The following is a 26,056-nucleotide window of genomic DNA, read 5'->3' on the forward strand; positions in this document are numbered from 1 at the left end:
GCCTCCTATGTTGGTGAGTTCGTACGGCGAGAACGGCGTCAAGGGGGCTGAGTGGCAGGCAACGCCCATGCAATGCAGGGGAGGTGGGCGATCCCGCTGGGGGCGGGGATGCTGCTGGTCGGATGTTCGGCCCCCGCCCGGCACCCGGGAGCGGACGCCTCGCCGATGACGACGGGACCGAGCGCCTCGGCCGCCGTCTCGCCGGGCGGTAAAGCCAGCCCGTCCGGCGCTTCTTCGGTGTTCACCTCCGACGCCTCCCTCGTCCCGCGGACCGCGAAGGACGGGAGCGTGCCGGCCAGATCCGTCGTGCCGGCGCCGGGCGACCTGGCCGGGACTTCGGCGGCGGCCGCGCACGGTCCGCACGGCTGTCCCCCGTTTCCCCACCGCTGCGGGCGATGCCGCCGAGGGCTGGGTGTTCGCGGCCACGTTCCTCGATCCGGCCCGGGTGACAGTCGCGAAGTCCTTCGTTGGCACGTCCCGGGCCCAACGGGACGCGATCGCGGGCCAGTTGCGCGAGGCCGACTATCGGGACGCCACTGGCTGACGCTTATGGCTTGTCGCGATGACCTGGTTACTTGCTTGCGGGCAAGGGGCACGCACCCACCCTGGTATCTTCTACAACGCTGTAGATATAAGAAGTTGGACGGCCGTCCGGCCCTCCTCGTACGCGGCTTGGGCGGCCCCGGAACAATGGGAGACGGCATGGCACTGTGGGACCGCGTCAAGGAGTCCGCGTCGACGATGCAGACCCAGTTGGTGGCCAAGAAGAACGATCTGAAGAGCGGGGCGTTCCGCGACGCGAGCATGGCTATGTGTGCGCTCGTCGCCGCCGCCGACGGGAAGATCGACCCGTCGGAGCGGCAGCGCGTCGCCCAACTCATCTTCAGCAACGAGGTGTTGCAGAACTTCCCGGCCGCCGACCTGCAGCGCCGTTTCGACGACAACCTCAACAAGCTGACCGCCGACTTCGACTTCGGCAAAGTGGGCGTGTTGCAGGAGATCGCCAAGGCGAAGAAGAAGCCGGCCGAGGCGCGTGCCGTCATCCAGATCGGCATCGTCATCGGTGGCGCCGACGGAGACTTCGACGCCACCGAGCGGGCCGTCGTCCGCGACGCCTGCTTTGCGCTGGGGCTGCCGCCGCACGAGTTCGACCTGTGATCCGGTCTCGTCGCTGAGACCAACAGTGCTGTGGCCGACGGGAGTTGAGTCCTGTCGGCCACGCATCGGATGCTTCGGACTCCCGGCCGCGCCCCGCTTCCGTATCGCGTGCCGGCCGTGCGGACCGTCCGCCTACAGCGGGGTCGCCGCGTGCAGGAGCAGCAGGAGCGTCACGGCCGAGTTCGCCGAGAACGTCGCGGACAGGGCGGCGCCCGCCGCCGCGCTCCAGAGCGCCAGGCTCACGGCGGTGAAGAGCGGTGGCCAGGTGCGTGCCGGGGGCGGCGGGGCCAGCAGGGCGGCGACCCGGCGGGGGAGGGGACCCGGCGCCGCGAGGGCCGCGAGCGTCGGTGCCGGCGTGCCGCGGGAGACGAGGGCAGCCTTGCCGATCGCGCGGGCCACGGCTCTGCGGCTGCCGACGGACCGGGCGGCCTCCTCGTCCGCCCAGCGCTCCGTGACGTAGGAGACCGCCGTACGCAGCGGGAACAGGAACGGGTTGGCCCGGGCGGCCAGTTGGGCGATCAGCAGGTGACGGTGGTGCCGGGCGGTGAGGTGGGCCCGCTCGTGGGCGAACAGGGCCCGGCGTTCCTGGGCGTTCAGGCAGGCGAGCATGGCGGTGGTGACCACGATCCGGTCGCGTGGGCCGCCGGGGAGGGCGTAGGCGTACGGCTCGTCATCGGGGAGGATCGCGACCGAGGTGTCACGCAGACCGGCGAGTGCGGCGTGGGCCTGCCGCCGAACTCGGCAGTGGCGCCAGAGAGTTCGGCCGCAGCCCATGACCACGGCGAGGAGGACGGGAATCGCGGCCTTCCCCACGATCTCGTCGTGGGGCACGCTCTCCCGAACCTCAGGGTCCGACCAGCCGTCCGGCAGCGGATTGCCCGGCAGTTGGGCGGTGCCGACCACCATCAGCAGGCCCAGGCACAGCGTGCTGCACAGTGCCATGACGGCGGCCATGGCGCTCAACAGGCCCGTGGCGGTGCGGGGATGAAGGTGCTGGGTGGCCAGGCGGGCGATCGGCCAGGCCGTCAACGGCAGGACGAGCGGCAGGAAGACGAAGACACCCACGGGACTTCAGCCCGCCGACTCGTCGGCGACTTGGTCCAGCAGGTCGCGCAGCAACCGCTCGTCGTCCTCCGGCAGGGAGGTGATGAAACTGGCCAGCACCGCCCGGCGGTCCTGCTCACGATCGAGCACCTTGCGCATCTTCAGTGCGGCGAGTCCCGCCTCGTCCGCGGCCGGCGACCAGGCGAACGAGCGGCCCTCCCGTACGCGGGTCACGGCCTGCTTCTCCAGCAACCGGCTCAGCACGGTCATCACGGTCGTGTACGCGAGTTCGGCGTCCAGGCGCTCCTGCACCCAGGCCGCGGTCACCGGTACGTCGGCCGTGTGCAGGACGGTGAGTACCTGTGTCTCCAACTCGCCCTGCGCCCGGCGCTGAGGGCGCGGATCCGGTCTCGCCACGCTCCGTCTCCCTCCTGTGTGCCACCGCGAGGTCGCCTGTGCCGTTGCGGGGTCGCGGCCGTCCCATCGTATCGACGCGGTGCCTTACGGCCGTACCGTCCCCCGCGATTATTTCTACAGTGTTGTAGATTTCAATTCGGGTCCGAGCCGCGGACCCGGACCGTCGGCATGCGTGGAGGGACGAATCATGGGTGTTTCCCTGTCCAAGGGTGGCAACGTTTCGCTGAGCAAGGAGGCGCCGGGGCTTACGGCGGTGCTGGTCGGCCTGGGCTGGGACGTGCGCACCACGACCGGCACCGACTTCGACCTGGACGCCTCGGCGCTGCTGCTCAACGCCTCGGGCAAGGTCATCTCCGACCAGCACTTCGTCTTCTACAACAACCTCAAGAGCCCCGACGGTTCGGTGGAGCACACCGGCGACAACACCACCGGTGAGGGCGAGGGCGACGACGAGTCCATCAAGGTGGACCTCGCCGCCGTACCGGCCGATGTCGACAAGATCGTCTTCCCCGTCTCGATCCACGACGGCGAGAACCGCCAGCAGTCCTTCGGCCAGGTCCGCAACGCCTTCATCCGCGTCGTCAACCAGGCCGGTGGCGCCGAACTCGCCCGCTACGACCTGTCCGAGGACGCCTCGACCGAGACCGCGATGGTCTTCGGCGAGCTGTACCGCAACGGCGCGGAGTGGAAGTTCCGTGCCGTCGGCCAGGGGTACGCGGCCGGACTGGCGGGGATCGCCGCCGACTTCGGCGTAGGTGTCTGAGAACCGATAGGGGCCGGTAGAGGCCTGTAGGGGAGGGATCGCGTAGACCGGTCGACCTGGGCAAGGGGCGGTAGATCGGCCTGAGCAAGTCCGATGGGAGCGCGCTGAGTTCGGGTTCCGTACGGGTGGGGCGCGGCGCGTCCGGCGGGCCACCCCTCCCCGCAAGGGTTTCCTGGTCCGGCTGACCCGTCTCCGCGAAATCGACCTGGCTGCCACGGAGTTGCTCTTCGCCGGCCGTGAGCCGGTTGATGCGGTCTTCTTCCAGCGGTTGATCAGCGACGACGCTGGTCCTGTCCGGCGTCCGAACTCCGGGCGTCGGACCGGGCGTTGGGAACCGACCTTGACGGCCGGCGCTCGCACTCGCTCACTACACTTTTTCGATGAACAACATACGGTGCACCCAATGCGGTGCTGTGGGGCTGGAGCCGGGCTTCGTCGAGGACTCCGGGCAAGGTGCTCGCGGGTTCGCGCGGTGGATCGCAGGGCCCCTCCAGCGAGGTCCACTCGGCAATGCCAGGAGGATGGGCCGACCGCGTTGGCAGATCGACGCCTATCGGTGCCCCACCTGCGCACACCTGGAACTGTTCGCCGCCCAGCAGGACTAGCCGAGCGGTGTGCGAGTGATCACCAACAGTTAGTCACCCAGTCACCCAGTCACCCAGTCACCCAGCCGGCCAGTCGGATCCGCACGTTCCGATCTCGGTCGTCCCCCACGTCGTCAGGCGCGCCGTGAATCGTCCTCCTTGAGCGCCCTCGCCTCGCTCTTGAAGATCCGGGTCGCCTTGCCCGCCGAACGCGTCAGTTCCGGCAGCTTCTTGATCCCGAGGACGACCACGACGACGAGGAGGATTATGGCCAGTTCGCTCAAGCCGAACATCAGGTCTGCCTTCTTCCGGGAGGGGCAAGGCCGCTACGGCGTACCGGCCACACGCTTCAATCTACAGTGCTGTAGAAGCCTCCCCTGAGGGGTGATCGCTCAACCGGCCGGTGAGGAACTGGCCCGTGAGGAACCGGCCCGCCGCTGCCGATCCCTCACAGAGGCCCGCTGGTTCGCTCTCACCGTCTTCCATGGTCACGTTAGCCGGATGGCCTGGTCACACCCTGTCGGCGCTGGGAATCAAACGTGGCAACCGGACGCTTCAGGCTGTGTGAAGAAGATTGGATTTCTCTCCTTTGGCCACTGGTCGCCGAGTCCGCATTCCAAGACCCGGTCCGCTGCCGACTTCCTGCACCAGTCCATCGACCTGGCGGTCGCCGCCGAGGAACTCGGCGTGGACGGTGCGTACTTCCGCGTGCACCACTTCGCGCAGCAGGCGGGCAGCCCGTTCCCGCTGCTCTCGGCCATCGGCGCGCGGACCTCGAAGATCGAGATCGGCACCGGCGTGATCGACATGCGCTACGAGAACCCGCTGTACATGGCCGAGGACGCCGGCGCCGCCGACCTGATCTCCGGCGGTCGGTTGCAGCTCGGCATCAGCCGTGGGTCACCGGAGCAGGTGGTCGACGGCTGGCGTTACTTCGGTTACGCGCCTGCGGAGGGTGAGACCGGCGCGGACATGGCCCGCCAGCACGCCGAGGCTTTCCTGAAGGTGATCGAGGGCGAGGGCTTCGCGCAGCCGAGCCCGCGGCCGATGTTCCCCAACCCGCCGGGGCTGCTGCGCGTCGAGCCGTACTCCGAGGGGCTGCGCGAGCGGATCTGGTGGGGCTCCAGCTCGAACGCGACCGCCGTCTGGGCCGCGAAGCTGGGGATGAACCTGCAGAGTTCCACCCTGAAGGACGACGAGACCGGCGAGCCACTGCACGTCCAGCAGCGCAAGCAGATCGAGGCGTACCGCGAGGCGTACAAGGAGGCGGGCCACACGCGGGAGCCGCGAGTGTCCGTCAGCCGCAGCATCTTCGCCCTGACCAACGACATGGACCGGGCCTACTTCGGCAACGACCGCAACTCGCGGGACCAGGTCGGCATGATCGACGACACGACCAGGGCGATCTTCGGACGCTCGTACGCCGCCGAACCGGACGTACTGGTGAAGCAACTCCAGGAGGACGAGGCCATCCAGGCCGCGGACACCCTGCTGCTGACCGTTCCGAACCAGCTCGGGGTCGACTACAACGCCCATGTGCTGGAGAGCATCCTGACCCAGGTGGCACCGGAGCTGGGCTGGCGCTGAGTGTGCGGCCGCCCCGCATGCGGGGCGGCTCGGCACCGGGGTGGTCAGGGAGCCACCTTCTTTTCCGGACGTCTGGTCAGGTTCGGCTGCCGGCCGGGTGCGCGAGATCGCTCGGGCACGGCTGAGTCTCCCGCGCCTTGCGCAGGCGCAGGGCCGCGCGCTGAGTGGGGCTGTAGGAACCGGGCGCGGCGGAGCAGAGGGCGTCGTACCAGTGGGCGGGGGAGAGGCGGAGGGCCAGGGTGTCCTGGTCGCTCGCGAGGCGCAGGGTGTCGCCGTCCAGGTGCCAGGCGCTCAGCGTGGAGGAAGGGCGTGCGACGCGGCCCAGGAGCGTGCCGCTGCGGGGCGAGAACAGTGCGAGGTCCCCAGTCAGCTCGGCGATCAGGTTCCCGTCCCCTGCCACGCCCAACAGGCTGCTCACGTCCTCAAGAGGACGGGTGTGTCCAGTGCTGCGCTCCTCGTCCACCTGCCACCACTCCACCCGGCGGTCCTGGCCACGGGCGGCGAGCCGGTCACCGTCGGGGGTGAAGACCGTGAGCCGGTCCAGGCCGTCCGAGGCGTAGGCGAGTCGGGCGCCTTCCAGCCGGGACATACGGGTGCCCCTCCTCACGTCCCACACCTCGATCCGGCCGTGCTTGCCCCACTCCTGCGTGACCACAGCGACCTGGTCCGGGTGGCCCGGCCGTGGCGTGAGCTGCCCGCCCCAGGCGTTGTGGTCCGGCTGCCGCGCGGGAGGCTCGACGGGGACCGGGCCGCCGCTCTGGAGACCGGTGTGCGGATCGAGCCGGACCAGTGTGCCGTTGAGGCAGAGCAGGACGATCTCTCCGTCGGCCGTCCGGACGACGTCCTCCGGCGTGTTCCAGTCCGGGCCGCCTGGACGGCCGCAGTTCCATGTGACGCGCACGGGGGAGCTCAGCGTGTCCACGTCGTACAGGAGCGCGTAGGTCATGTTTCCGGACCAGAGGAGCAGCGTGTCCATGCCGTCCCGGGTGGCCCAGAGCAGACGCAGGGGGTAGTTCAGCTGCCTGGTGAGGGCGGGCAGACGCGTGCCGCGGAGCCGGGCACCCGGCCCCAGCACCTCGAGCCTGCCCTGCTGCACCCTCGCGCTGCGCGAGCCGTCCGGGGCCAGGGCGAAGGCGGTGCCCCAGGGGGAGGAGGTGCTTCGGATGGGCGGGGGCACCCGTACCGGGCGCACCCGGATCAGGGAGTCGCCCACGGCGGTGAGCACGGTGCGTGGTCCGTCGTTCTCCCCGACCACCGCGATGTCGAGGGCGGGGTTCCCGCCCGGCAGCGTGGCCGCCCAGTAACGGTGGCCGCCCCGCGGGTCGAGGAACGTGACGCGTCGGTACTCCCCGCCCGGCGCCGAGACGGTGGAGCGCTCGTCGTACAGGTGCGTGCCAGTCAGATCCGGTTGGCCAAAGGATCCGTCGAGCGTGCCGCTCGGCTGGTTCGCCCCGAGGGCCAAGGTGTACCAGCGGCGGATGCCGCCCTCCGTGCTCAACCAGACGCCGTGCCCCCGACTCGCGGGAATCTCTTGGGCGCTCCGCCGCACCGGTCCGTACACCTGGCGCATCCGCTCGCCGGAGCGCACGGCGTGGACGTCGAGGTAACTGTCGAAGCGCGGGTTCTCTCCGCCACCCACCTTGCGGGTGGTGGCGACGGCGATCCGGTCGCCCTTCCCCAGCAGCCAGGCCTGGCTCGGCTTGTACCTGGCGACCGATCGCTGGGACGCGGGAAGGCGTTGACCGGTCCTCGGGTCCCACAGCCGCACCAGCGCGTGCCGGCCGGCGTCCTCGGGGACCGGATTCTGGAAGGCGTGGAAATGCAGCAGGCGACTGCCGTCGTCGGAGAAGTCCACCGACGGCCCGTACACGTCGCCGCGGCCGGCCAGGGCTCCCGACAGGATGCGCGGGCGAGGGACATGGTCGGTCAGGTTCCAGAGCAGGACCCTCCCGTCCGTCGTGGCCAGCGCGTAGCGTCGGCCGTCGTCGCTCAACGCGTCCTGGAAGCCGCCCGGCGCAAGGCCCGTGGGGAATTCCCGCAGCCGCAGTGCCCGTGGTCTTCCGCCCAGGGCGCCTGTCACGACAGTCGCCTCCGAAGCGGTCCCGCCGGCCGGCTGGGACACCACCACCAGAGTTCCGCCGTCCGGTGTCGCTCGCGTCGTCCGGGCAGCGCCGCGCCACAGTCCGCTGTACGAGGCGGTGGTGTCCTGCGCCCGGACGTACTGCTGGAACAACACCCGCTGGGCCTGGGGCGTGTGCCGCGCGGACCACGCGCCCGCCGCGTAGCGGAACGCGCCGTCCGGTGACTGCTCGGCCACCTCTCCGGCGAGTTCACCCAGTTCGGCGGAAGCGGCGGTCCGCAGTTCCGCCAGATCCCGTTGGTGGGCACCGTACAAGTTCACCGCGAGGATCGAAGCCAGCACCGCCAGTACGGTGACCAGGCCCGTCACGCCCCACAGACGCCGTAGTCCGCGTCGCTGCCGTCGCCGGCCCGCCTCCAGGTAGGCCTTTTCCTCCGCGGTGAGGTCTTCGGCGCGACCCGCCAGCCACTCCAGTCCCTGGGCCAGCCGCACCCCGTGCGGCAGCAGCCCGGCCGGCCGCCCGCGTGCCTCCCATTCGGCCGCGTCCCGCGCCGTGCGCTCCTGCCACTCACGGAACCCGGCGCCGTCCCGCAACCAGCCGGCGAGCCGCGGCCACTCCCGCAGCAGTGCCTCGTGTACGACGTGCACGGTGCCGCCCGGATCCCCGGGACCCGCCGCCTCCACGACGTCCCAGACGAGGAGGCGGTGCCCGGCCAGCCTGCGCGCCAACTCCGCCTGTTGGCTGGGTAGTTGACCTGTCGCTACCGCTCGTCGGGTGAAGCCGCCCTGGCCGTCCGGACGGGCCAGCCGCTGGAAGAGCCGACGGGCGACCGCCTCCCGCACTCCGCTCTGGGCAAGGCACTCGGTCAGCTCCTTGTCGGCGTACGCGGCCAGCGCCCCGCCGACCCCGCCGATCTCCTCGTACGCGGCGTGCGTCAGCGTGTGGGCCTTGCGCCGGTCCCACAGCTCGGTGAGCGTGAACTGCAGCAGGGGCAGACAGCCCGGTTCGTCGACGGCGTCGCGGACGAGGCGCGCGCTCAGGCCGCTCTGCATACGCAGCCCAGGGACGGCCCTGACCGGTTCGTCGACGGCGAGGGCGAGCGCGTCGGCCGTCATCGGGGCGAGGAACATGACCGCGCGGCCCAGCGATGCCGAGGTGTCGGCCGCGGTGAGGGCCTCCAGAGTGGCGGGCTGCGCGGTCAGGGCGACCCGCAGGCCGCCGCCCTGTGCCGGGTCGGGAGCGGCCGCCAGCGCCGACAGCACCCGGAAGGCCCGCAACGCTCCTGCCGGCGCGGCGGCCACGTACTCCTCGAACTGGTCCAGGAGGAGTACGGCACCGCGCGGCCCGAGTTCGTCGGAGAGCCGGCCCCGCAGGGCGATGCGGGCGCTCTCCGGCCCGGCGCACGCCTCGCGCACCGCGGCCTGGCGTTCATGGCGGGCCGCGGTGTCCGGCACGGCCGCGTGCCAGGCAGCGGCGACGGCCTCACCGACCCAGGCGTCGGCGTGCCCGAGCTCGGCGGTGTCCGGATCGGCGGCGGCCCGGGGCACCCGCAGCGCCGACGGCGTTTCCCTGCGCCGCAGTTCGGCCAGCAGACCGGCCCTGAGCAGGGACGACTTCCCGCTGCCCGAAGGTCCCACGAGGACCGTGACCGGACGCGAACCCAGCGTCTCCGCCAGCGCCCGCGCCTCCGCCCTACGGCCGTGGAAGTACCGGGCGTCCCGCTCCTCGAACCGGTTCAGGCCGCGGAACGGGCACTCCAGTCGCGCCTCCGTCCCGATCAGCCGGTCCGCGGCAATCAGATAGGCGGTGCCACTGAGGCCGTACCGTCCGCGCGTGACGAGCATTCCGACCACGGCGTGCCGTCGTACGTCCCACACGGCGGCCCCGCTGAACCCCTGCGCGATCGGCACCCCGTGGGCGGCGAGGTCGAGCTGGAGCCGGTCGGCCCGCTGGCGGCCCCGCAGCACTCCGGTGGCGTTCACCCCGCGCGGTGCGTCCAAGGGGAAGCCGAAGGAGCGGATCTCGCCGCCCCATTCCGCCTCCGGTCCGTCGCTCGCACCGTCCGTGAACGGCAGCGGTTCCGTGCCGTCCACCGCGGTGGACAGGCGCAGTACCGCGATGTCGTCCTCCGGCCGCCAGGACTCCACCTCGGCTGTGACCCGAGCACCCGCGTCGGCCCCGGCGAGCAGGGGGAAGTCCACAGCGATCGGGCGCCCGGGGCGAGAACCGTCGGGCTCCTGGACGACGTGGGCGCAGGTGCACACCAGCCGTTCGCCGATGAGGAAACCCGCTCCCGCGACCGCTCCGTCCGGGCCGAACACCCTGGCCGCGCCCCGCTCGTAGCGGGCCTGCGGCGGCAGACCGTCAGACGGCACCGGATCCGTCCCGCCCATCCGTGGGCTCCCACTCCACCCCCACGGTGAAGTGGGCCTCGGCGGCCGTTCTGGCGATCACCACGCCGGCCTCGGCGGTCACCTTCACCCCGAACTCCAACGTGATCCGGTCGGGGCGGCGCGGCATCGTGCGCAGCGAGTCGACGATGTCCTGGACTGCCGGGCGCACCCGGTTCACCGCGTCGCGCAAGGTGTCGGCGGCGTTCCCCAGAGTCTCCGCGGGCCGCGGCCGACCGATGGGCTCGTACGCGTCGTCGGCCGCCGGGCGGGGAGGGACGGGCGCCGCCGTCTCCACCCGCAGCAATGAGCCGTCGCCGAGTTCGAATGTGGTGATGCTTGCCATGGAGCGTTGGGCCTGCCCTGTGATGTGACGGAAAGCGGAAAGGAGTTGGTAAGTCGCCCTGGTCAACGAGCCGTCCGCGACGCGGAGTCGGCGGTGACCGAAAGAGACGGACAGCCGACCTTTTCTGACACGTCGGTGAACCTTCGCCGTGGCGATCGCTGGGGGGAGGGGTATGAAAGGAGTGTGCGAGGGGCTCAGCGTGCTTGATCCCGACCGTTGACCGGTGAAGATGCGTACAGGGGACTCGCGGAGGCCGTTCAGCTTCGTCCTCGTCCCCGGAGGATGTCGGCGACCTGTTCGGCGAGCATGGTCACCGGCGAGGTGATGGATGCCGCCGCCGGTTCGCGAACTCCGGTTTGTGCAGGGTGCGTTGTGCGGCGCGCACGCCGTGCACCAGCGTGGCCGGGTCGCCCCCGTTTCGTCCGAGAGGTAGCGGGGTGAGCCAAAGCTGTCGACGGCCGAGTACGACACAGCTTGGCTACCCGCGAGTTGGGCAAGAAGGGGGCCGGCTACCGGCCGCGGAAGCCACAACTTCAGCGCGTGGGCGACTGGTTCTGGTCGATCGCGGAGCAGACACGCTCCCCGAAGACGGTCAACTGGCGCTGCTGGCTGGCAACTGAGTCGAGCTGTACGTCGATCTTCTCGGCTTCGACATCAGCGGCGACCCCCTGCTGTTCATGGGAATCACAGTGAACCTGTTCCGCCCGGACACCAGCATCCTGCCCGCCACGTCCGCCAGTTCCGCACTCGCCGACACCGGGACCTCGCCGACGACCGCCACGCCCGCGCCCAGGAGGCCGCACAGCAGGCAGGCCGCGCACTGGCAACTCCCCGACGTGGCAAGGGCGGTGTGCCATCCGACCCAGGCAGGTCGAGTGCCACACCGCCCCTCTTCGCGTCCCCCGTTATCTTCTTGGCGGTCCTGCAAGAGGGCCGCTGGCCTCCGGGCCCGGCATGACTGTTCCCCCCTGTCGAACAGATGACCTGGGGGGTGGTGTCACCGGGCCCGGGAGGTGCCGTCGGAGACGCTGATCAGAGGCCCGGCCACCACCCGGTCCGGCGCAATGCCGGACAGCTCGCGGGCGACAGGTCTGCATAACGTGGATGCGCGCGTACGACACCACCGCCGAGGCCGGCCCGTTCGACTCCCCTGGAAGGCGCGATGTTCGACACCGAAGACGTGGGCGTGTTCCTCGGCCTGGACGTCGGCAAGAGTGCTCACCACGGCCACGGACTCACCCCGACCGGGAAGAAGGTCCTCGACAAGCAGCTGCCCAACAGCGAGCCGCAACTGCGGGCCGTCTTCGACAAGCTGACCGCGAAGTTCGGCACCGTGCTGGTGATCGTGGACCAGCCCGCCTCCATCGGCGCCCTCCCGCTCGCGGTCGCCCGGGACGCAGGCTGCAAGGTCGCCTACCTGCCCGGACTCGCGATGCGGCGGATCGCCGACCTGTATCCGGGCGAGGCGAAGACCGACGCCAAGGACGCCGCAGTGATCGCCGACGCGGCCCGGACGATGCCGCACACCCTCCGCTCGCTGGAACTGACCGACGAGATCACCGCCGAACTGACCGTCCTGACCGGCTTCGACCAGGACCTCGCGGCCGAGGCCACCCGCACCTCCAACCGGATCCGCGGCCTGCTCACCCAGTTCCACCCCAGCCTGGAGCGCGTCCTCGGGCCCCGCCTGGACCACCCGGCCGTGACCTGGCTGCTGGAACGCCACGGATCTCCGGCCGCCCTGCGAAAAGCCGGACGCCGCAAGCTGGTCGAGGTGATCCGGCCCAAGGCCCCGCGCATGGCCACCCGGTTGATCGACGACGTCTTCGACGCGCTCGACGAGCAGACCGTCGTCGTCCCCGGGACCGGCACCCTCGACGTCGTGATCCCGTCCCTGGCCCGCTCCCTCGCGGCCGTCCATGAACAGCGCCGGGCCCTGGAAACCCAGATCAAAGCCCTGCTGGAGGACCACCCTCTTTCCAAGGTCCTGACCTCGATGCCGGGGGTCGCGGTCAGGACCGCCGCAGTACTGCTGGTCACCGTCGGCGACGGCACCAGCTTCCCCACCGCCGCCCACCTCGCCTCCTACGCCGGCCTCGCCCCGACCACCAAGTCATCGGGAACCTCCATCCACGGCGAACACGCCCCCAGAGGCGGCAACCGGCAACTCAAACGCGCGATGTTCCTCTCCGCGTTCGCCGCCCTGCATGACCCCGCCTCCCGCACCTACTACGACCGCTGCCGAGCCCGCGGAAAGACACACACGCAGGCACTTCTCCGCCTCGCCCGACAGCGGATCAGCGTGCTCTTCGCGATGCTCCGCGACGGCACTTTCTACGAACCCCGCCACCCTCATACGACGGCTACATGAACCAGCCCACAGGCAGGTTGATTCAGATCAACACCTTGTGCCGTCTGTCCACGCCGAGATATCTGCGGCACCCCGACGGACAGCTTCTTCCGGGTCCAGGGCGAGCTTTCCGCAGGCCGCTGCGACGTCCGGTCCCGCAAGCGCGTCATATATACCGGTCTGCAGCCAGTCGGCCTGGTTGTCGTCAGCCTCTGCAACCGCGAAAGCGATGAGCCTTATGGCGCCCACCGTCCCCACCCGGGCCAGGGCCTCTGCCGTCTGTCGAGCCACCGCCGTGTCCTCGACGTCGAGAAGCAGCCCCACCAGCGCTTCGGCAGCCTCAGGGACATCAGTGAAGGAAGCAAGGCCACGCCCGGCACGAACACGTTGCGTCCACGAAAGAGACGACGCCTCAGCCAAGGCCGCCTCCAACCCACCCATCATCTCTGGCACGACCAGACAGTCTCATGCCCCACGGAGAAGATCGAACCCCGGGCCGATGCTGCCCACACCCTTGACGAAGAACATAGAGGCACCCCCCCGGTGATCCGGCGCATCGTCGGGCCGGGCAGAAGCTCGCTTGACGTGAAGTGCTGGGAGCGGAACCGCAGTTCAGGAGCTCAAATGCTCGTGCCGCATCTTCCACTCACCCTCCCGCTTCACGAGCACGTTCGTGCCCCGTCCCTGTCCGGAGCGAGGCCGGCCGTCGACCACCCCTGTCCAGGAGAAGCGATACCGGCACACGGCGTGGTCGGCGGCCAGGACAACCCACTCAAGATCCTGGATTTCGTACACCTCGTCGTGGATGGTCGCGAAGGTCCGCTCGATTGCTCCCGTGATCTCGCCCAGGCCCCGATGGGAACCGTCGGAGAACCAATAGACGGCATCCGAATCGATCAACGGCCTTACGCTATCGATGTCGTGACTGTTGGTGGCCTGCTCGTAGCGCGTCATGAACGCTGTGAGTTCGGCAGCGAGATCTGACATGGGGACGGCCCTCTCCAGTGTGTTTTGATGGCGATGTGAGTCAGCATGTGGCCTGGTCCGACTGCCGCCCGGGCTCTGATCACTCCACTCACTCCACACAACGCTCGTTCCTGATCAACCGGCCACTGTCGACGATTCCTGGCACGGTGTGGACGCCGAACTGTCGGTCAGGGGCAGTCCCTTTGGTGTTGCTGGGGCACGGTGGCAGCGGCCACCGCCACAGCGACCGAATCCTGTCGATGGCCGACCGGATCACATCGTCCGGCTGTGCGGCCGTAGCGATCGACGGTCCGTTCCACGGCGAGCGGGTGGCATCACCTCTCACACCGCCGGAGTACCAGAGCCGGATGGCCGCCGAGGGTATCGGCCGGGTGCTGGACCGCATGGCTGACGACTGGGTCGCCGCTCGCGATCTCCTGGTGGACGTCGGAACAGCCGATCCGGCACGTCAGGCGTACTTCGGGTTGTCCATGGGCACTCGCTTCGGCCTCGCTGCCGCACGCGCCCTCGGGCCGGGGCTGAAGTGCGCGGTGTTCGGAAAGTTCGGCACGCAATCAACTCCCCGTATCAATCCGGGACTTCACTCACCGCACCGCGTCCTGAACGACGCCTCCGCCGTCACCGCGCCCGTCCTCTTCCACCTGCAGTGGGACGACGAGATCTTCCCGCGTCCGGGGCAACTCCAGCTGTTTGACGCCTTCGTGAGCCCCGACAAGGAACTGCTCGGTTTCGCGGGAGGTCACCGGACCACCCCGGAACATGCCCCGGCCAAGTGGCACGGTTTCATCACCCGCCACATCGCGTGAACCGACGGCCCGACACCACTCGCGCTCACTCACCCACTCACCCATCCACTCAACCTCCCCTCACCCGCCCACCACCTCACCCCGAACCCGCGACCCAGGAACGCCCGAGCCCACCCATGACGTATCTTTGGCCTAGGACAAACTTTGGCATAGGACGAAACCCTCTGTTCGAGCGGAGCTGATCACGTGGGCATCAAGGGCACCACCGCGGCCGAGATCGCGGGCAGTGTGCGGGACCAGGTCACCTCGGGCGAGTTGGCGCCGCGGGCGAGCCTGCCCCCGGTGCGGGTGCTCGCGGCCGAGCTGGGGGTCAACCGGAATACGGTTGCCCTCGCCTACCGGCGGCTCGTCCAGGCGGGGGTGGCCGAGACGCGGGGGCGTGGCGGCACGGTGGTCGCGGCGGTGCCGCAGCTCGCGCGGGAAGGCGTCGGGGCCGGTGTCGGGGGCGACTGTGTCGACCTGGCCAGTGGCAATCCGGACCCGATGCTGTTGCCCGACATCCTGGGCGCGGCCCGGAGCGGGGAGTACAGCCCGCCGCTGTACGGCATGCCCGCCATCGACCCGGGGCTGGACGCATGGGCCCGCGCCGATTTCGCCGAGGACATCGATCAGCCGTTCCGCACGCTGGTGACGCACGGAGCCGTGGACGCCACCGAGCGGCTGCTGAACGCCCACCTCACCCGGGGGGATCTGGTCGCGATCGAGGACCCCTGTTTCCTGGCGAGCATCGGAACCCTGCGACTGAGCGGCTACCGCTCCGCGCCCGTCGCGGTCGACGGCGCCGGTATGCGCCCCGACGCGCTGCGGGCCGCCCTGGAAGCCGGTGCCCGCGCGGTCGTCTGCACGCCCCGCGCCCACAACCCGACCGGCGCGAGCATCACCGAGGAACGGGCGGCCGACCTGCGGGCCGTCCTCGCGAAGCACCCCCAGGTGCTCGTGATCGAGGACGACCACTTCTCGGCGGTCTCGGCGCGGCCGTACCACCGGGTCACCCCACCGGGCAGTACCCGCTGGGCGTTGGTGCGGTCCGTGTCCAAGTTCCTCGGGCCGGATCTGCGTCTGGCTCTCGTCGCCGCCGACGCGGAGACCACCGCGCGGTTGGAGGCGCGGTTGAGCGCGGGCACCACGTGGGTCAGCCGGCTGCTGCAACACATCGCCCGCGAACTCCTGTTGGATCCCCGGGTCCACGAACTCCACGAACGGGCCCGCGAGTTCTACGCCCGGCGCAGCGGCCTGCTCGTCGAGCGACTCCGCGCCCAGGGCATCGAAGTCCCTTACCAGCCCGACGGGTTGAACGTATGGGTCGAACTCGACGTCGACGCACGGGCCGCGGTCGCCGCCCTGGCGCAGCGGGGTTGGGCGGTGCGGCCGGGTCATCTCTTCGCGCCGGATCCAACCGCCCACCAAGGCGCGATCCGGGTCACCGCCTCCACGGTCACCGAGCCGCAGGCCGAGGCCTTCGCCGCCGAACTCGCGGCGGTCGTAGCGGAGTTGCGCTCCGCGACCACCTGACCATCACGGATTCCCCACCCCATCTCACCCCTCCACTGCCCCCGGCCTTTCCCCGTGCTTGTCCCACTCACTCAAGGAGCCATCATGTTCCGCGGCCTGAGCGCCTTCCCCCTCACACCCACCAGCGAGCAGGGCATCGACGAAGCGGCGTACGAGGCGCTCGTCGCCCGCCTCGCCGCCGCCGGTGTGGACTCGATCGGCGCGCTCGGCTCCACCGGCGGCTACGCCTACCTCACCCGGGGGCAGCGTGCCCAGGCCGCGAAGATCGCGGTGGAGGCCGCCGACGGGGTGCCCGTCATCGTCGGGATCGGCGCGCTGCGTACCTCACACGTGCTGGAGCTGGCCGAGGACGCCCAGAAGGCGGGTGCCTCCGGAGTGCTGCTCGCCCCGATGACGTATCAACTGCTCACCGAGGACGAGGTGTTCGGCCTGTACGAGGACGTCACACGCGAGCTCTCCGTGCCGCTGTGCGTCTACGACAACCCGGGCACCACGCACGTGCAGTTCACCGACGAACTGCACGGCCGTATCGCACAGTTGCCGAACGTCGGCTCGATCAAGATCCCCGGTGTGCCCGAGGACCCGCGCGAGGCTCGACTCCGCGTCGACGCGCTGCGCGCGCTGATCCCCGACACCGTCACCATCGGGGTGAGCGGCGACTGGACGGCCGCCCGTGGCCTGAACTCCGGTTGCGACGCCTGGTATTCGGTCATCGGCGGCACCTTCCCGCGGACCGCCCTCGCCCTCACCCGCGCCGCCCAGGCCGGCCACGCGGAGCAGGCGGCGGAACTGTCCGAAGGACTCGAACCGCTGTGGGCCCTCTTCCGCCGCCACGGCAGCCTGCGCGTCATCTCAGCCGCCGCCTCCCACCTCGGCCTGACGGAGGAACCGAACCTGCCGCGTCCCCTGCGCGGGCTGGACGAGACCGCCCGCCGGGAGGTCGTCACCGTACTGGACTCCCTCACGCTCACCTCCTGAGCACGAACCACCATGGGTGAGCAGCACATAGCAAGCACGCGGAGGGTGTGGGAAGCTCCGCCTTCGCCCGGCAAGGGAGGCAAGGGAGGCAAGGGCGACCGGGGCGACCAGGGCGACCGGGGTGGCAACGGCCTGGCGCGCTACGTCGTCGCCGCGGCCCTCGCCCGTACGGCCGACGGTGGAGCCGTGGTCGCCGTCGTTCTGCTCGTCACCTCATCGGGTGGCTCCGGGGCGCTCGCGGGTGTGCTCGGCGCCTGCATCACCGCCCCGCACCTGCTCGGCCCCTTCGTGGCGCGGCCGTTGGACCTGGCCCGCGACGGCCGGAAGGTCATCGCGGCGGCCTGCCTGCTGTACGCCACCGCGCTGACCGCGGGAGTTCTGACGTACGGTCACGCGCCCGCCGTAGTCACCGGGTTGCTGCTGGCCGCGGCCGGCACCTGCGGGCCGCTGCTGACCGGCGGTATCAGCAGCCGACTGCCCGCCATCGTCGGACCGCGACCGCGACTGCGCGCGCAGCGGCGGGCCCAGGGCTGGGACGTGGCCACCTACGGCATCGGGGGCACCGTCGGCCCGTCGCTGGTGGCCGCGCTGTCGGGTTGGGTCTCGCCGACCGCGGCGGCTCTCGCCCTCGCGGTGGGAGCGGCCGCGGCAGCGGGCGGCGTCCTGCTCCTGCCGTTTGCCGAGCCGTCCCACGGCGGTGACAGGTCGGCGATCCTCAAGCCGGCAGCGACCCTCGCGCTGATCGCCCGCACCGGCCCGCTGCGGCGCACCGTCTACCTGACGATGATCGTCGCCCTGAGTCTCGCGGCCCTGCCGATCACCGCGGTCCACATGACGAAGATCCTCGGCGTCGAACCGGCCACCGCGGCCGTACTGACCGCCGCGTACGGCCTCGGCAATCTCACCGGGTCCATAGCCGTCATGGTCTTCCCGCTCACCGGGGATCCGGACCGGCTGATGCGCCGCCTCGCCCTGGGCGTCGTCGCCGGCCTCCTCACCGTCACCGTGAGCCCCGCCTTCACGGTGACCGTCTCGGCCTACGCGCTCACCGGCATCCTCAACGCCTTCTTCTTCGCCTCCACGCTCGCTGCCCGCACGGAGTACGCACCGCGCGGGGCGCGCGGCCAGGTCTTCATCTGGGTCGCGGCACTGAAGATCACGTCCGGCTCCGCCGGCACGGCGCTGGCCGGTTCCCTGACGGGGGTGACCATCGAACTGCCGCTCGTCCTCGGCGTGTTGGCGGTTTCCGCGGCTGTCGTCGCCGCGACCGTCGAGACGCGTTTCGGGAGAGCCGACGAGAAGCACCCGTGACGCTGACCGCGCCATCTGCACACGCCCTTGAATGAACGCCCTTGAGTGACGAACCGAAACACAGCCTGGTCCCGGCGAGACGCCCATGCGAGCCGACATGCGCCGATACGAACCGACACGAGCTGACACAGCGTGTTTCCGGAACGGCAACTCCGCCATGTCCGCAGGTGATCTAGCCTGGCGCGATGCGCACCACCACTTCGCTGCTCCCGGCCTTTCGGCCCCAAGTCCAAGAGCGCCTCTACGACTTCTACGAGGAGCTGCGGAACACCGACGAGCTCTTCTGGGACCGGCACCTGAGCGCATGGATCGCGACCGGGCACGGGGTGGTCAGCGGCGCCACGGGCAACCCGGCATTGTCCTCGGTGCGTTATCCCGACATCGAGGCCGTGTCCGAGGAACTGCGGCCGCTGGCCCGGGTCTTGAGCCGGCAGATGCTCTACAACGACGCCCCGGACCACTCCCGGCTGCGGGGCCCGATCAGTAAAGCCTTCTCCCCACGGGCAGTTGAGACACTCCGCGCCCGGATCGCCGACGCCGTCGACCGGATCATCGACGAGGCGGCGCCGGCCGGGCGGATGGACATCGTCGCGGACCTCGCGCGCCCGCTGCCGCTGACCATCATCTGCGACCTCCTCGACGTACCGCAGGAGGACCGTGCCGCCCTCACGGCCTGGTCCGAGCCGATCGCCGAAGCCATCGGCAACTCCCGCCTCGACGCCGACCGCAACCGCGAGGCCTCGCAGAGCATGGCGGACATGCTCGCCTACTTCCGCGAGCTTCTCACCGGCCCGGACACCCCGCCGTCCCCGAACAGCCTGCGCGCCCTGGTGACTGCACAGGCCGAGAACATCGGCCAGGACCCCGACGAACTCCTCGCCAACTGCGCCCTGTTGCTGATCGCCGGCCACGAGACCACCACCCACTTCATCGGCAACGCCACCCTCGCCCTCCTCCTCCACCCGCACGCTGCCGAGCAACTGCGCAAGCGGCCGGATCTGTTGCCCGCCGCGGTCGAGGAACTCCTGCGCTATGACGCCCCGGTACAACTGATGCTGCGCCGGGCCCGGCACGACCTGGACCTGGCCGGCCGCAGCATCGCCGAAGGGCAGACAGTTCTGCTGGTGTGCGGCGCCGCCAACCGGGATCCGGCGGTGTTCCCCGATCCCCACATGTTGGATTTCGAGCGGCCCGGCGGACGGCACATGGCGTTCGGACACGGCCCGCACTTCTGCCTCGGCGCGGCGCTGGCCCGGCTGGAAGGCACGATCGTCCTGGAGGCTCTCCTCACCCGCCTCCCCGACCTGCGTCTCGACGGCACCGAGCCCCCGAAGTGGCAGCGCAGCCTCAACTTCCGTGGCCTGACCCGCCTGGACGTCGCTTTCACCCCACCGTCGGACGAGGCCAGCGGTATGCGCCCCGCGCCGACCGACCGTTCACCGAGCGCCCTCGACGACACGGCCCACGCAGGCGAGTGCCCCTTCCGCCCGGAGCCGGGAGACGCCCAGGGCGCGTGACGTGACCGAGCGCTCCGCCCTTGTCACCCGCGACGATGGCCTGGGCGCGGTCGGCGAGTTGGACCGGCGAGAACCTGGCGCCTGTCTTCGGAAAGACGACAGCTCCTGAGGCCTGGTCAGTCGGCAGCACCGACGTCCCCGCGGAAGGCCCCAGCCACCACAGGGACCAGCTGCCGCTCGATCTGCTCGGCGGACATGGTGGCCAGTTCGGTGCCGATGGGTGCCAGGGCGAGCCAGTTGAGCAGGCCGGCCGCACAGCGCGTACGGAAGATCAGTTCCTGCTCGTCGACTCCGGGAATGTGGGGCGTCAGCACCCGGAGGACGTCCAGGCGGCTCTGGACGAACTTGCCGGTCAGCCGCTCCCAGCCCTGGGGCGGATCGATGCCGACGCGCGCCACGGTCCGCATCACGGCCAGGTCCTGTCCGCCGGCCGCGAGCGCGCGCACCATCGGCCCGGCGAACGCCGCCGCCACCTCCCGGAGTGTCGGAGCGGAGCCAAGGGAATCGATGGCCTGCATCTGCGCGTCCAGATACCGCTCCAACGCGTGCTCGATCGCCGAGTCGCACAGCGCCTTCAGCGAGCCGAAGTGGTAACTCACCGCTGCGACGTTGGCTCCGGCGCGCTCTGTGATCTCGCGGAGTGTCAAGCCGTCCTGGCCTCGCTGCGCGAGCAGTTCCAGGGCGGCAGCCTGTAGACCGTCCCGCGTGCGCTGACCGGCCTCTCGGCGCAGGTCCGTTTTCTCCACCCTGGTCATGGCATGTACTCAAGCAGTTGTTTGAGTACGCCGTCAAACGGCCGCTGCGTGCCCCGCCGGCCATGCGAGCAGACAATTCAAACGGTGGCTTGACAGGTTGCGGCGCCGTTCATAAAGTCAAGCGAGCGTTTGATTTACTAAGAGCGCTCGAGAGGCCGAGCCGTTGTGACGGATCCCGGATCCCGAGGGCATACCTGGAGGAATACGTCATGAAGCTGATCAGCTGGAAGTCGATCACCGCCGCGGCCGCCGTAGCTGTCGTGGGTGGTCTTTCCATCGCCGCCGTGCCGTCACAGGCGGCGAGCCCCGCCCATGACAAGGCGGCGGCCCACAGCGGTACGGCGGCTCCGACCCTGACCGCACGCCAACTGGCGAAGCTGCCGCTCACCGACCGCCACCTGACCAAGCACGAGAAGGCCAACCTCGCGGTCGTCCTGCGCGACTACTACGTGGCGGAGGGCAGTCACATCGACGTCCCGACGTTCGTCAACAGCTTCACCAAGGACGGCGTCTTCAACGACATGGTCGCCGGCCAGGCATACCGCGGTGAGGCGCTCGGCAGCGTCCTGCCCTACATGAAGGGCCTCTTCTCCGACGTCCACCGTGACCTCAAGCGCATCACCGTGAACGGCGACACCATCAGCATCGAGCTGTCGATCCAGGGCACGTTCGACGGTCAACTCCCGGCGCCGACGGGCGGCTTCGTCAAGGGGAACGGCCACAAGGTCGACGCGCCGACCGCCGACTTCTGGTACCTGAAGAACGGCAAGGTCACGACGTTCAACTGCTTCGTCGGGTACTCGAAGATGTACTCCGACATGGGCGTGAACTTCGACTGGGCCTCGGCGGTCAACAAGCACTGAGGCGTTCTCCGACGGGTGATGCGTGGCCGAGGGCATCGGATACGACAGCGTCCGGGTGTACGAGCGCGCCCTGTTCCCCGACCCCCGGACCCAGCCGCTGTACGGCGTTCCCGGCCTGCCCTGGCCCGACGCGTACCGGGGCGTGGCCTAGCCGCTGGTCACCCTGACCCTCGCGGCGGCGGTCACCGAACGGGTCGAACTGGGCACCGCCGTGCTGGTGGCCCCGCTGCACATCCCCTTCCAACTCGCCAAGTCCCTGGCCACGTTGGACGCGGCCAGCGGCGGCCGGGTGGTCGCGGGCCTCGGCAGCGGCTGGTCCCTCGACGAGTACGCGGCCGCCGGGGTCCGCCCGTTCGAGGAGCGCGGCAAGGTCATGGACGAGGTGTTCGAGGTGTGCCGGGCGGTGTGGGGCCCGGACCCGGTGGTCTACGAGGACGGCCGGATCACGAGGATCACCCGGGCCGTGGTCTGACCGAAGCTGGCCCGGCCGATCCCGATCCTGGTCCCCGCCAACACCCCACGGGCCATGCGCCGGCTCGTCGACCACACCGACGGCTGGCTGCCGTACGCCGACGGCCCCGCCCAAGTGGCCGACAGCTGGCGTCAGTTGCGGGACCTGGCCGCCGAGCGCGGCCGCACCCGGCCGCTGCGGACGGGGTCGTACGAGTGAACCCGGACTACACCGCCAAGCGGCACGCGGGCCCGGACCGCCCCCCTTCCAGGGTGACGTCTAACAGATCGTCACCGATCTGATGGCCTACGCCGAGATCGGCCTCGACGAGTTCCTGGTCGACCTCTCGTGGGCCGCGCGGGACGCGCAGGAACTGAAGGACGTGGCCGCCGAGGTGTATTCGACGGCTCGTGCGGCTGGGTTCTGACGTCGGCGCGCGGTGCGGGTACGCCTGGCAGAAAACAGGAGACAGAACCCGGCCCGCGTCGCCCGCCCCCGGCCTTTCCCGCCCGTCCGAAGAGCCACCGTCCGCCCGGCCGGGTGCAGTTCAGGGCCCTCACGGGTGATCCTCTACGGGAGCCGTCACGAGTCCGGGTGTGATGGCTCCATGACCGACCCCGCCGTACCCGCCTCGGACGCGTCCGACCGATCCCAGGTGCCGCAGACGCCGCCACCCGAGTACCTTCCCGAGCCGCTCTCCTACCGGCTCAAGCGCCGGCTGCTCGGGCCGCCGTTGGTCACCGGGCGCATCCAGGGGGAGAAGCTCGACAACCGGACGGCGCTCGGTGTCCTCGCCTCGGACTGCGTCAGTTCGTCGGCGTACGGCAGTGAGGAGATGCTGCGCGTCCTGGTGCCCGTGGTCGGGGTCGCTGCCTTCACGCTGCTCATGCCGGTGACGGGCGCGATCCTGCTGATCCTGGTGCTGCTGACGCTCTGCTACAGCGATGTCGTCATGATCTACACGCGGGCCGGCGGCTCCTACGTCGTCGCCCGGGAGAACTTCGGCCCCGACGTCGCCCAGATCGCCGCCGTGGCGCTGCTCGTCGACTACGTCGTGACGGTCGCCGTCCAGGTCTCGGCCGGCACCAACGCGCTCATCTCGCTCGCCCACCTCGTCGGTGACGGCTGGACCGGGCTCGACCACCTCCAACTCCCGGTCAGCGTAGGGGTGGTGCTGATCCTGGTGTACGGGAATCTGCGCGGCCTGCGCGAGGCGGGGCGGGTGTTCGCCGTACCCGCGTACCTGTTCATGGCCGCGGTCGGACTGATGCTCGCCGTGGGTCTGGCCCGGTGGGCGTTCGGGGATCTGCCGCACGCCGACGTCCACGCGCGAGGTGTCGTGCCGCTCGGCACGGCGGGGGACGGGTGGCTGTACGGGGCGTCGCTGTTCATGGTGCTGCGCGCGTTCGCGAACGGCGGCTCCTCGCTCACCGGCCTGGAGGCGATCTCCAACGGCATCTCCGTCTTCCGCGAACCGCAGGGCCGCAACGCCCGCCGCACGCTCGTCACCATGAGCTGTGTCCTGGGCGTCCTCGTGCTCGGGGTGTCGGGTCTCGCCCACCTCACCCACGCCGTCCCGTACACCGACGGCACGCCGACCGTGATCGCGCAGGAGGCCCGACTCGTCTTCGGCAGCGGTGTGTTCGGCACGGTCGGGCTGGTGTTCGTGCAGCTCGCCACCGCACTGATCCTCTACACCGGCGCGAACACACCCTTCACGGGCTTTCCCTACCTGGCCAGTTTCGTCGCCGAAGACCGTTTCCTGCCACGGCAGTTGACCCGGCGCGGGCACCGACTGGCCTTCTCCAACGGCATCATCACGCTCGCCGTCGTCGCCCTCGCGCTGCTGCTGGTGACCGACGCCAACGTGGACCGGCTCGTCGCGCTGTACGCCATCGGGGTGTTCACCGCGTTCACCATGGCGGGCGCCGGACTGACCGTCCACCACGCACGCCGACGCGAACCCGGCCGGGGATGGAAGATCGCGGTGAACGCGACGGCGGCGGTCGTCTCGGCGCTCGTGGTCCTCATCTTCGCGGTCACCAAGTTCACCGAGGGCGCGTGGCTGGTCGTCGTGGTCTTCCCGCTCGGGGTGTGGGCCCTGATCCGCATCAACCGCGAATACCGTGCGGAGGCCGCCGAGGTGGAGGCGCTGCCGCCCGCCGGACAGAGCGACCGGCCGCGCCGGCGGCGCCATGTCGTGTGCGTCCTCGTCGACGCCGTGGACCCGGCCGTCTTCCACGCGCTGCGCTACGCCCACGAGTTGAGGCCCGACGAGGTGCGGGCCGTGCACGTCGCGGTCGACGCGGTACGCGCCCGGCATCTGGTGGCCCGGTGGGAGGCCGTAGGCACCACGGATGTCCCGCTGGAGGTCGTCGACTGCCCGGACCGCCGTCTGGAACGGGCCCTGACCGAACTCGCCGCCCGCGAGACCGCCGACGGCCACACCGCGCTGACCCTGCTCATCGCCCGCCGCACCTACACCACCGTGCTCGGCCGGCTGCTGCACGGCGGCACCGCCGAACGGATCGCCCGCGGCCTGGAGGAACTGCCGTCCGTGGTGGTGACGATCCTGCCGTACAGCGTGGTGGTCGGCAGTGGTCCTGAACATCGGCCGGAGCCGCACCGGTGACCGGGTCCGGACCGCCTCCGTACGAGTGATCGGCGCCCTCACGGAGCGTGCCGGGCGTCGCTGACCTGCCGCCCGTCGCGCACGATCCGGACATGCTGCCCGGATTCCTGACCAAGGCGATGAACCTGCTGCTCGCCCGGGAGGGCCGCTCGCTGCATCTGAAGACCGCGGGCGCCGCGACGGCCGTCCTCGTCGCGGTGATGCTCGTCGGTTCGTACGCGGTCGTGGCCGCCGAGGACGGAGCGAAGCGCGCCAACTTGACGTCGTATCCGAGGGCGTTGTGGTGGTCCATCGAGACGGCCACGACCGTCGGGTACGGCGACTTCTACCCGGTGACGTTGTGGGGCCGGGTCGTCGGTTCGGTGGTGATGGTCGTCGGGATCACCACATACGGCCTGGTCACCGCAGCGGCGGCCACCTGGTTCGTCGGTCGGGAACAGACCCGCCACCACCTCGTCCGGAGCGCGGAACACGACATCCACGAGGCGTACGACGAGACCGCCCACGCCCTGCACGAGCGGTTCGACCGCCTGGAACACCTGCTCACCACCAAGCAAGGGACCGAGGGAGACACGAAGTGAACGGCACCGGACGGACCGTCCACACCCTGGTACCCGCCCGGATCGACAGGCTGAACTGGTAGCCCTTCCACACCCGCATGGTGATCGCGCTGGGCATCGCCTGGGTGCTGGACGGCCTGGAGATCACCGTTGCGAGCGCGGTCGGCCCGTCCTCCAGCGTGCCGACACCCTGCACCTCGACTCCTACCAGGTGGGTCTGACCGCCACGGTCTACCTGATCGGCCAGGTCGCCGGCTCCCTCGTCTTCGGCGACCTCTTCGACCGGCTGGGCCGGCGCAGACTGTTCCTGGTCACCCTCGGCCTGTACCTGGTGGCGAGCGGACTCACGTCCTCACCCACTTCTACGACATCCCCGACCACCAGACCCCGAAGTACCTGTTCGCCTTCGCCGTGGGCAACCTGCTGGGCCCGTTGCTCCTGGGCCGCTTCTTCGACACCGTCGGCCGCAGACAGATGATCAGCGGCACCTATCTCGTCTCGGGCGCCCTGCTCGCGGTCAGCGGCTTCCTCTTCGACGCCGGCGTGCTGAACGCCACCACCCAGACCGTGCTGTGGGTGATCGTCTTCTTCATCGCCTCGGCGGCGGCCAGTTCGGCCTATCTGACGGTGAGCGAGATCTTCCCGGTCGAGGTGCGCGCCCGCGCCATCTCCCTCTTCTTCGCCATCGGCCAACTCGTCGGCGCCGCCGGCCCGACCGTCTTCGCCGCCCTCATCGGCGACCAGGCCACCCCGACCCCACCCGCCTGCTCTACGGCTATCTCTTCGCCGCCGCGATCATGATCGCGGCCGGGGTGATGGAGGCGTTCATCGGCGTGAAGGCGGAACGCGCTCCGCTGGAGGAGGTCGCGTCGCCGCTGGCTCGGGTAGGCCGCGCCGAGGAGCCGGACGGCAGGTGAGGCCGAGGGACGAGTGGCCCGCTCGCACCTCGTTGCGTCGTTTGCGG

Annotated in this window: 24 protein-coding genes and 1 pseudogene; 16 read left to right on the forward strand and 9 right to left on the reverse strand. The window is 70.3% G+C overall.

Annotated elements, in window-relative coordinates; all coding sequences use genetic code 11:
- Window positions 1-38: 38 nt before the first annotated feature.
- Window positions 39-245, reverse strand: a complete 207-nt coding sequence (locus tag OG714_RS47425) for a hypothetical protein (RefSeq protein WP_406130610.1) — start codon at window positions 243-245, stop codon at window positions 39-41.
- A 457-nt stretch (window positions 246-702) separates the two neighbouring features.
- On the opposite strand from OG714_RS47425, the gene OG714_RS47430 reads away from it, so the two are divergent.
- Window positions 703-1,158, forward strand: a complete 456-nt coding sequence (locus tag OG714_RS47430; protein ID WP_365609924.1) for a tellurite resistance TerB family protein — start codon at window positions 703-705, stop codon at window positions 1,156-1,158.
- A 132-nt stretch (window positions 1,159-1,290) separates the two neighbouring features.
- On the opposite strand, the gene OG714_RS47435 is transcribed toward OG714_RS47430, so the two are convergent.
- Both OG714_RS47435 and OG714_RS47440 read right to left on the reverse strand, forming a co-directional pair.
- Window positions 1,291-2,223, reverse strand: coding sequence for a M56 family metallopeptidase (locus OG714_RS47435; protein WP_406130612.1), 933 nt, complete (start codon window positions 2,221-2,223; stop codon window positions 1,291-1,293).
- Window positions 2,224-2,229: 6 nt separating this feature from the next.
- The gene (locus tag OG714_RS47440) at window positions 2,230-2,619 is read right to left on the reverse strand and encodes a BlaI/MecI/CopY family transcriptional regulator (RefSeq protein ID WP_406130614.1); all 390 of its coding nucleotides are present in this window, start codon (window positions 2,617-2,619) and stop codon (window positions 2,230-2,232) included.
- 187 nt (window positions 2,620-2,806) lie between these two features.
- Here OG714_RS47440 and OG714_RS47445 point away from each other — a divergent pair, with 187 nt between their 5' ends.
- Window positions 2,807-3,382, forward strand: coding sequence for a TerD family protein (locus OG714_RS47445; protein ID WP_406130615.1), 576 nt, complete (start codon window positions 2,807-2,809; stop codon window positions 3,380-3,382).
- 718 nt (window positions 3,383-4,100) lie between these two features.
- Here the strand turns inward: OG714_RS47445 and OG714_RS47450 are convergent.
- Window positions 4,101-4,259 carry a twin-arginine translocase TatA/TatE family subunit gene (locus tag OG714_RS47450; protein ID WP_406130617.1) on the reverse strand — a complete coding sequence of 53 codons (159 nt, stop codon included), beginning with the start codon at window positions 4,257-4,259 and terminating at the stop codon, window positions 4,101-4,103.
- Window positions 4,260-4,530: 271 nt separating this feature from the next.
- Here OG714_RS47450 and OG714_RS47455 point away from each other — a divergent pair, with 271 nt between their 5' ends.
- Window positions 4,531-5,553, forward strand: a complete 1,023-nt coding sequence (locus OG714_RS47455; protein ID WP_406130619.1) for an LLM class flavin-dependent oxidoreductase — start codon at window positions 4,531-4,533, stop codon at window positions 5,551-5,553.
- Window positions 5,554-5,629: 76 nt separating this feature from the next.
- On the opposite strand, the gene OG714_RS47460 is transcribed toward OG714_RS47455, so the two are convergent.
- A complete protein-coding gene (locus OG714_RS47460; protein WP_406130621.1) occupies window positions 5,630-10,009 on the reverse strand; it encodes a trypsin-like peptidase domain-containing protein in 4,380 nt (1,459 codons plus the stop codon).
- A complete protein-coding gene (locus OG714_RS47465) occupies window positions 9,999-10,370 on the reverse strand; it encodes a CU044_2847 family protein (protein ID WP_406130622.1) in 372 nt (123 codons plus the stop codon). The genes OG714_RS47460 and OG714_RS47465 overlap by 11 nt, the downstream gene beginning before the upstream one ends.
- A 1,162-nt stretch (window positions 10,371-11,532) precedes the next feature.
- On the opposite strand from OG714_RS47465, the gene OG714_RS47470 reads away from it, so the two are divergent.
- Complete coding sequence (locus OG714_RS47470; RefSeq protein ID WP_406117882.1) at window positions 11,533-12,741, forward strand: IS110 family transposase; 1,209 nt, start codon at window positions 11,533-11,535, stop codon at window positions 12,739-12,741.
- A 27-nt stretch (window positions 12,742-12,768) separates the two neighbouring features.
- On the opposite strand, the gene OG714_RS47475 is transcribed toward OG714_RS47470, so the two are convergent.
- Window positions 12,769-13,164, reverse strand: coding sequence for a hypothetical protein (locus OG714_RS47475; RefSeq protein ID WP_406131684.1), 396 nt, complete (start codon window positions 13,162-13,164; stop codon window positions 12,769-12,771).
- Window positions 13,165-13,332: 168 nt separating this feature from the next.
- Window positions 13,333-13,707, reverse strand: coding sequence for a YybH family protein (locus OG714_RS47480; protein ID WP_406130624.1), 375 nt, complete (start codon window positions 13,705-13,707; stop codon window positions 13,333-13,335).
- 239 nt (window positions 13,708-13,946) lie between these two features.
- Between OG714_RS47480 and OG714_RS47485 the strand changes: the two genes are divergently transcribed.
- The 5 genes from OG714_RS47485 to OG714_RS47505 all read left to right on the forward strand — a co-directional run bounded on the left by OG714_RS47485 (window position 13,947) and on the right by OG714_RS47505 (window position 19,831).
- Entirely contained in the window at window positions 13,947-14,513 is a 567-nt protein-coding gene (locus OG714_RS47485; protein WP_406130626.1) for a hypothetical protein, read from the forward strand.
- Window positions 14,514-14,699: 186 nt separating this feature from the next.
- A complete protein-coding gene (locus tag OG714_RS47490; RefSeq protein WP_406130628.1) occupies window positions 14,700-16,025 on the forward strand; it encodes an aminotransferase class I/II-fold pyridoxal phosphate-dependent enzyme in 1,326 nt (441 codons plus the stop codon).
- 84 nt (window positions 16,026-16,109) lie between these two features.
- Complete coding sequence (locus OG714_RS47495) at window positions 16,110-17,003, forward strand: dihydrodipicolinate synthase family protein (RefSeq protein ID WP_406130630.1); 894 nt, start codon at window positions 16,110-16,112, stop codon at window positions 17,001-17,003.
- A 45-nt stretch (window positions 17,004-17,048) separates the two neighbouring features.
- Window positions 17,049-18,314, forward strand: a complete 1,266-nt coding sequence (locus OG714_RS47500; RefSeq protein WP_406130631.1) for an MFS transporter — start codon at window positions 17,049-17,051, stop codon at window positions 18,312-18,314.
- Between the two features lie 185 nt (window positions 18,315-18,499).
- Window positions 18,500-19,831: a cytochrome P450 gene (locus tag OG714_RS47505; protein WP_406130633.1), complete on the forward strand. Its 1,332-nt coding sequence runs from the start codon at window positions 18,500-18,502 to the stop codon at window positions 19,829-19,831.
- Between the two features lie 116 nt (window positions 19,832-19,947).
- Here OG714_RS47505 and OG714_RS47510 read toward each other — a convergent pair whose 3' ends face one another.
- A complete protein-coding gene (locus OG714_RS47510) occupies window positions 19,948-20,586 on the reverse strand; it encodes a TetR family transcriptional regulator (protein ID WP_406130635.1) in 639 nt (212 codons plus the stop codon).
- Window positions 20,587-20,795: 209 nt separating this feature from the next.
- Between OG714_RS47510 and OG714_RS47515 the strand changes: the two genes are divergently transcribed.
- The 7 genes and pseudogenes from OG714_RS47515 to OG714_RS47545 all read left to right on the forward strand — a co-directional run bounded on the left by OG714_RS47515 (window position 20,796) and on the right by OG714_RS47545 (window position 25,893).
- A complete protein-coding gene (locus OG714_RS47515; RefSeq protein WP_406130636.1) occupies window positions 20,796-21,449 on the forward strand; it encodes a nuclear transport factor 2 family protein in 654 nt (217 codons plus the stop codon).
- Window positions 21,450-21,474: 25 nt separating this feature from the next.
- Window positions 21,475-22,327: pseudogene (locus OG714_RS47520) on the forward strand (LLM class F420-dependent oxidoreductase); the annotation flags it as partial.
- A 180-nt stretch (window positions 22,328-22,507) separates the two neighbouring features.
- Window positions 22,508-24,532 carry an APC family permease gene (locus tag OG714_RS47525; RefSeq protein WP_406130638.1) on the forward strand — a complete coding sequence of 675 codons (2,025 nt, stop codon included), beginning with the start codon at window positions 22,508-22,510 and terminating at the stop codon, window positions 24,530-24,532.
- A 92-nt stretch (window positions 24,533-24,624) separates the two neighbouring features.
- Window positions 24,625-25,113 (forward strand): ion channel, encoded by a 489-nt coding sequence (locus OG714_RS47530; protein ID WP_406130640.1) that lies wholly within the window; start codon window positions 24,625-24,627, stop codon window positions 25,111-25,113.
- Between the two features lie 77 nt (window positions 25,114-25,190).
- Entirely contained in the window at window positions 25,191-25,313 is a 123-nt protein-coding gene (locus tag OG714_RS47535) for a hypothetical protein (RefSeq protein ID WP_406130641.1), read from the forward strand.
- Complete coding sequence (locus OG714_RS47540) at window positions 25,304-25,570, forward strand: MFS transporter (protein ID WP_406130643.1); 267 nt, start codon at window positions 25,304-25,306, stop codon at window positions 25,568-25,570. Before OG714_RS47535 ends, OG714_RS47540 begins: the two co-directional genes overlap by 10 nt.
- The gene (locus OG714_RS47545; RefSeq protein ID WP_406130645.1) at window positions 25,504-25,893 is read left to right on the forward strand and encodes an MFS transporter; all 390 of its coding nucleotides are present in this window, start codon (window positions 25,504-25,506) and stop codon (window positions 25,891-25,893) included. The genes OG714_RS47540 and OG714_RS47545 overlap by 67 nt, the downstream gene beginning before the upstream one ends.
- Window positions 25,894-26,056 lie beyond the last annotated feature (163 nt).

Origin of the sequence: Streptomyces sp. NBC_00989, from assembly GCF_045162655.1 — a bacterium.
In the GTDB taxonomy this organism is placed as follows: Bacteria; Actinomycetota; Actinomycetes; order Streptomycetales; family Streptomycetaceae; genus Streptomyces.

What these genes read in the sequence shown, in the direction of transcription:
- OG714_RS47535 (WP_406130641.1), top strand. Translation starts at nt 25,191, where the DNA reads ATGGTGATCGCGCTGGGCATCGCCTGGGTGCTGGACGGCCTGGAGATC.
- OG714_RS47485 (WP_406130626.1), top strand. Translation starts at nt 13,947, where the DNA reads ATGGCCGACCGGATCACATCGTCCGGCTGTGCGGCCGTAGCGATCGAC.
- OG714_RS47475 (WP_406131684.1), bottom strand. Translation starts at nt 13,164, where the DNA reads ATGATGGGTGGGTTGGAGGCGGCCTTGGCTGAGGCGTCGTCTCTTTCG.
- OG714_RS47430 (WP_365609924.1), top strand. Translation starts at nt 703, where the DNA reads ATGGCACTGTGGGACCGCGTCAAGGAGTCCGCGTCGACGATGCAGACC.
- OG714_RS47495 (WP_406130630.1), top strand. Translation starts at nt 16,110, where the DNA reads ATGTTCCGCGGCCTGAGCGCCTTCCCCCTCACACCCACCAGCGAGCAG.
- OG714_RS47480 (WP_406130624.1), bottom strand. Translation starts at nt 13,707, where the DNA reads ATGTCAGATCTCGCTGCCGAACTCACAGCGTTCATGACGCGCTACGAG.
- OG714_RS47445 (WP_406130615.1), top strand. Translation starts at nt 2,807, where the DNA reads ATGGGTGTTTCCCTGTCCAAGGGTGGCAACGTTTCGCTGAGCAAGGAG.
- OG714_RS47530 (WP_406130640.1), top strand. Translation starts at nt 24,625, where the DNA reads ATGCTGCCCGGATTCCTGACCAAGGCGATGAACCTGCTGCTCGCCCGG.
- OG714_RS47450 (WP_406130617.1), bottom strand. Translation starts at nt 4,259, where the DNA reads ATGTTCGGCTTGAGCGAACTGGCCATAATCCTCCTCGTCGTCGTGGTC.
- OG714_RS47525 (WP_406130638.1), top strand. Translation starts at nt 22,508, where the DNA reads ATGACCGACCCCGCCGTACCCGCCTCGGACGCGTCCGACCGATCCCAG.
- OG714_RS47470 (WP_406117882.1), top strand. Translation starts at nt 11,533, where the DNA reads ATGTTCGACACCGAAGACGTGGGCGTGTTCCTCGGCCTGGACGTCGGC.
- OG714_RS47515 (WP_406130636.1), top strand. Translation starts at nt 20,796, where the DNA reads ATGAAGCTGATCAGCTGGAAGTCGATCACCGCCGCGGCCGCCGTAGCT.
- OG714_RS47510 (WP_406130635.1), bottom strand. Translation starts at nt 20,586, where the DNA reads ATGACCAGGGTGGAGAAAACGGACCTGCGCCGAGAGGCCGGTCAGCGC.
- OG714_RS47465 (WP_406130622.1), bottom strand. Translation starts at nt 10,370, where the DNA reads ATGGCAAGCATCACCACATTCGAACTCGGCGACGGCTCATTGCTGCGG.
- OG714_RS47505 (WP_406130633.1), top strand. Translation starts at nt 18,500, where the DNA reads ATGCGCACCACCACTTCGCTGCTCCCGGCCTTTCGGCCCCAAGTCCAA.